The organism is Bacillus sp. AFS001701 (assembly GCF_002559405.1).
GTDB lineage: Bacteria > Bacillota > Bacilli > Bacillales > Bacillaceae_G > Gottfriedia.
The window spans coordinates 1-3,504 of sequence record NZ_NTZO01000392.1 but is presented as its reverse complement, the minus strand read 5'-3'; the positions used below and the strand labels follow the sequence as shown (position 1 = coordinate 3,504).

6 protein-coding genes are annotated in these 3,504 nt (G+C 31.9%); all 6 read left to right on the top strand.

Annotated features, from left to right (window positions below):
* On the top strand, window positions 1-72 hold a 72-nt coding region (locus CN514_RS19955; protein ID WP_098234088.1), incomplete at its 5' end, for a YjcZ family sporulation protein.
* A 203-nt stretch (window positions 73-275) separates the two neighbouring features.
* Window positions 276-1,685 carry a lysine 2,3-aminomutase gene (kamA, locus tag CN514_RS19950; protein WP_098234087.1) on the top strand — a complete coding sequence of 470 codons (1,410 nt, stop codon included), beginning with the start codon at window positions 276-278 and terminating at the stop codon, window positions 1,683-1,685.
* Window positions 1,678-1,968 carry a YokU family protein gene (locus CN514_RS19945; RefSeq protein WP_098234086.1) on the top strand — a complete coding sequence of 97 codons (291 nt, stop codon included), beginning with the start codon at window positions 1,678-1,680 and terminating at the stop codon, window positions 1,966-1,968. Before kamA ends, CN514_RS19945 begins: the two co-directional genes overlap by 8 nt.
* 112 nt (window positions 1,969-2,080) lie before the next feature.
* Window positions 2,081-2,299: a YozE family protein gene (locus CN514_RS19940; protein ID WP_098234085.1), complete on the top strand. Its 219-nt coding sequence runs from the start codon at window positions 2,081-2,083 to the stop codon at window positions 2,297-2,299.
* Window positions 2,300-2,520: 221 nt separating this feature from the next.
* On the top strand, window positions 2,521-2,676 hold the full coding sequence (locus CN514_RS25865; protein ID WP_176525991.1) for a hypothetical protein: 156 nt from the start codon (window positions 2,521-2,523) through the stop codon (window positions 2,674-2,676).
* A partial coding sequence (locus tag CN514_RS19935; RefSeq protein ID WP_141529437.1) for a recombinase family protein occupies window positions 2,670-3,504 on the top strand: 835 nt, incomplete at its 3' end. The genes CN514_RS25865 and CN514_RS19935, both read left to right, overlap by 7 nt.

Below are 3,504 nucleotides of genomic sequence, written 5' to 3'. Positions count from 1 at the left end.
GGAGGATTTGCGTTAATCGTTGTATTGTTTATTTTATTAATTATCATCGGTGCGTCTTTTGTAACTTTCTAAAAACTATTGAGCGTCAGCCACAGATACCGACTAACGATTAGTTAGTCGGTTTATTTCATTTTACACAGAATTCATACTGTTTTTAAGCTTTACTCTTTTCACCAACTTTTTATTAAGTGCATATAAAGAAGTAGGTATATAACTAGAAACCTTTACTTAATTTAGTAAATTTAAATTGTCCTATTAAACAAGGAGGACCATAAATGAAAAATCAGCTTTATAAACCTCAAAGATATTGGAAAGATATTCCACTATGGAAAGATGTTACGGATGAACAATGGAACGATTGGTTATGGCAATTAACGAATACAGTCAGAACATTAGATGACTTGAAACAAGTGATTGATTTAACGAAGGATGAAGAAGAAGGGGTAAGAATATCAACTAAAACAATTCCTTTAAATATTACGCCTTACTATGCTTCATTAATGAATCCAACTGATCCACGCTGTCCCATTAGAATGCAATCTGTACCAATTAGTAAAGAATTAAATAAAACAAAATATGATTCGGAAGATCCACTAGGAGAGGATGATGATAGTCCAGTTCCTGGATTAACTCATCGATATCCAGATCGAGTGCTTTTTTTAGTTACAAATCAATGTTCAATGTATTGTCGCTACTGTACAAGACGTCGATTTTCAGGTCAAATTGGTATGGGAGTACCGAAAAAACAATTAGATGAAGCGATCGCCTATATACGTGATAATGAAGAAGTAAGAGATGTACTTATTTCAGGTGGAGACGGTTTATTAATAAATGACAATATTTTGGAATATATTTTAAAAAATTTAAGAGCAATTGATCATGTGGAAATTATTAGAATTGGCACTAGAGCCCCCGTAGTTTTCCCACAAAGAATTACTGAAAACTTATGTGAAATATTAAAAAAATACCATCCTGTATGGTTAAACACACATTTCAATACGAGCATCGAAGTAACCGAAGAAGCAAAAAAAGCATGTGAAATGCTTGCAAATGCTGGCGTTCCAGTTGGGAACCAATCCGTTATTTTAACAGGTATTAATGACAGCGTACCGATTATGAAAAAGTTAATGCATGATTTAGTAAAAATAAGAGTCAGACCATATTATATTTATCAATGTGATTTATCAGAAGGAATTGGTCATTTTAGAGCACCAGTTGCAAAAGGGTTGGAGATTATTGAGGGGTTACGCGGGCATACATCTGGTTATGCTGTACCTACTTTTGTAGTAGATGCACCAGGAGGAGGAGGTAAAATCTCACTTCAACCAAACTATCTCGTCTCTCAAAGCAGTAAAAAAACCGTACTAAGGAATTTTGAGGGTGTCATCACATCCTATCCAGAGCCTGAAAATTATAAAGAGGATACAGCAGAAGATTATTTTTCACTAGTTTACCCTGATTATTTAAATAAGGCAGCTAAGGTTGGTATTGCTAGTATCATGAATGATCAGGTGCAAAGTCTTATTCCTTCAGATTTAGAAAGAATGAAAAAGAGAGAACAATATCAAACAGATCCAACTCATAGTTCATTAAAAAATAAACGAGAAAAAAGGGATGAACTAAAAGAGAAAAAGTTTCAATCACAAATTCAAAAAATGGATGGAAGTGTAAAGAAAGATGAATAATACTTTAAAATGTGATTGGTGCGGTGAGGAGAATGTACAGGAAACTAAAGCAGTTGTACATTGGGAATTACCGGATGGTTCCCGAGCAATCACAATTACAGGAGTACCATCATTTCATTGTGATCAGTGTAAATTTACCTATCAAAAGGAAGATATGGTCAAATCAATAGAAGATCAGTTATTTCTCATTTCAACAAAATTACTTCCGGTTTCAGTCACATTTGATGAATTAATGAAGCAGCCGAGATTATTAAAAAGAAATTATTTTGACTTCTCGTCATAGAACGAGTATTTTTAAAATATAAAATAACTCTGTTATTGTATAAAGCGTATTCAAAAAGTAACAATATTTTTAGAAAAAGAGACAAAATAAATAATAAAACTGAGGGAGAATCATGAGAAAGTCATTTTACCACTATATGATGAAGCATAGAAACTATAAAATTCCTAATGAAATTGGAATATTGGCAGATCATCTTTTTAATGATCACTCATTTCCAAAACATTCTTCAAACTATGATGAAATTAGCTCGTATTTAGAATTTGATGGAACTTTCCATCAATCGATGAGCGTTTTTGATGAAGCATGGAACTTATATTTAGAAGATCAATAAGATGGGACTTAGTTTACTAAGTTGCATCTTTTTTTTATTGCAAAATATCCCATTAATTTATTGATTCTACCATTTCTGAAACTAGCTATTAATTTCTTACCTATAAAATAGGCTAATCCCTTTTTTTATTTACTTTGAAAATGACAGACAATTATCTATTGGTTGCATAGTATACAGTAAAAACGAATTAGTCACGACGTATGGAGAAGGAGGTAAGAAGTATGACAAAGAAAAAACAACCAAAATATAACGTAAATGATATTGTCGTGATTACGTTATATGGTACTGTCGGTAAGATAACAAATATAAACTTTCTATTTTTATTGGGATTTCATCACTTACGTAAAATGCATAATGCTAAGGTGATTACATGTTAGCTGCTATCTATCTCAGACTCTCAAGAAATGAAGAGCAAAAAGATGTAGATGAAGTTCTTCTTAATCATAAAAATGCTTTGATTAAGCTTGCCAATCAGCATAATTTAAAATATATCATTTTTCAGGAAATTTCGAGTGGTGTCAATACGGATCGTGAACAATTGAATTTATTGCTTAAGAAAATACATGAATTTGATTTTTTAATTATTATGGATATAGATCGTCTTTCGCGTGATAATGCACATGCGGAACAAATAAAGCAAGTATTAATCTTAAATGATATTAAAATATTAACCCCACAAGGTAAAATAGATTTATCCCAGGAAACAAATGAAATGTTATTTTCATTTCAAGCAGTATTGGCTAATTTTGAATATAAGCAGATAAAGAAGCGGTTATCAAGAGGTAGATTAGCAGCAGCGGAGCAAGGAAAATGGGTAATGAGTAATAAGACCCCACTTGGATATCGTAAAAATTCAGAAAAAAAATTAGAAATTATTGAAGAGGAAGCGAAGATCATTCGCCTAATTTTCGATAAGTCGTTAGAACGAGTTTCGGTAAATGAAATAGCACGGCAATTAAATAGGTTAAATTGGAGGAGTAGACAAGGTAAAATCCTTACTACATCACATATTAGCCAATTACGTACGAATCCTGTCTATTATGGAGCCATACAAGCTAAAAGACGTATTCATAATAAAATTATTGATGAGGTTTTTATTGAAAATGCACATGAGGCTATCATAACAAAGGAGCAATTTTTTGCCGTCCAAACCTTATTAGAAAATAATAAAAATGTTTATTTTCAAAACCGAAAAGAGGTACGTA

Bases quoted from the DNA above. Each gene is read 5' to 3' on its own strand.
- kamA (WP_098234087.1), top strand. From the start codon at position 276: ATGAAAAATCAGCTTTATAAACCTCAAAGATATTGGAAAGATATTCCA.
- CN514_RS19945 (WP_098234086.1), top strand. From the start codon at position 1,678: ATGAATAATACTTTAAAATGTGATTGGTGCGGTGAGGAGAATGTACAG.
- CN514_RS19940 (WP_098234085.1), top strand. From the start codon at position 2,081: ATGAGAAAGTCATTTTACCACTATATGATGAAGCATAGAAACTATAAA.
- CN514_RS25865 (WP_176525991.1), top strand. From the start codon at position 2,521: ATGACAAAGAAAAAACAACCAAAATATAACGTAAATGATATTGTCGTG.